A 549-nucleotide genomic window follows, 5' to 3' on the forward strand; every position below is an offset into this window, starting at 1 on the left:
GTACGTCGTCGGCGACGTCGCCGCCCTCGGCGCGTGGCAGCCGGCCCAGGCCATCAAGCTCGACCCGGCCACCTACCCGGTGTGGCGCCGCACGGTGAGCCTTCCGGCGGGCACGGCGGTGCAGTACAAGTACCTGCGCAAGGACGCGTCGGGTGCGGTGACGTGGGAGAGCGGCGCCAACCGCGCCGCGACCGTCCCGGCGTCGGGCACCCTCCAGCTGGGCGACACCTGGCGACCCTGACAGACCCGCCGACGTCCACGCGGATAGGGACGACGCCCCGCCCGGCCACCCGCCGGGCGGGGCGCCGTCGCAGCGTCCGGAGGCCTACGGTGTCGCCATGGCATCTGCGCAAGGAAACCTCGAGTGGGTCCCGGCGGGGGAGCGACCCGACCTGCTGGCCGAGCCCGTGGCCGCCGCCCTGACGCTCGTCCCCGACGCCCGTGTCGCGCCGATCGACGCGGAGCTCGCCGACACGGCGGCCTTCTGCGCGGCCTACGACGTCGCGCCCGAGGCGTCGGCCAACTGCGTCGTCGTCGAGGCGCGGCGCG

Annotated in this window: 1 protein-coding gene and 1 pseudogene; both read left to right on the forward strand. The window is 76.1% G+C overall.

The genetic code is table 11. From position 1 onward, the window contains the following. Positions 1-241: carbohydrate-binding module family 20 domain-containing protein (locus tag BIV28_RS19610; protein WP_278247790.1), on the forward strand; the 241-nt coding region annotated here is incomplete at its 5' end. Positions 242-338: 97 nt separating this feature from the next. Continuing rightward, a pseudogene (locus tag BIV28_RS19615) lies at positions 339-549 on the forward strand (YbaK/EbsC family protein); the annotation flags it as partial.

The organism is Intrasporangium flavum, assembly GCF_001956915.1.
GTDB lineage: Bacteria > Actinomycetota > Actinomycetes > Actinomycetales > Dermatophilaceae > Monashia > Monashia flava.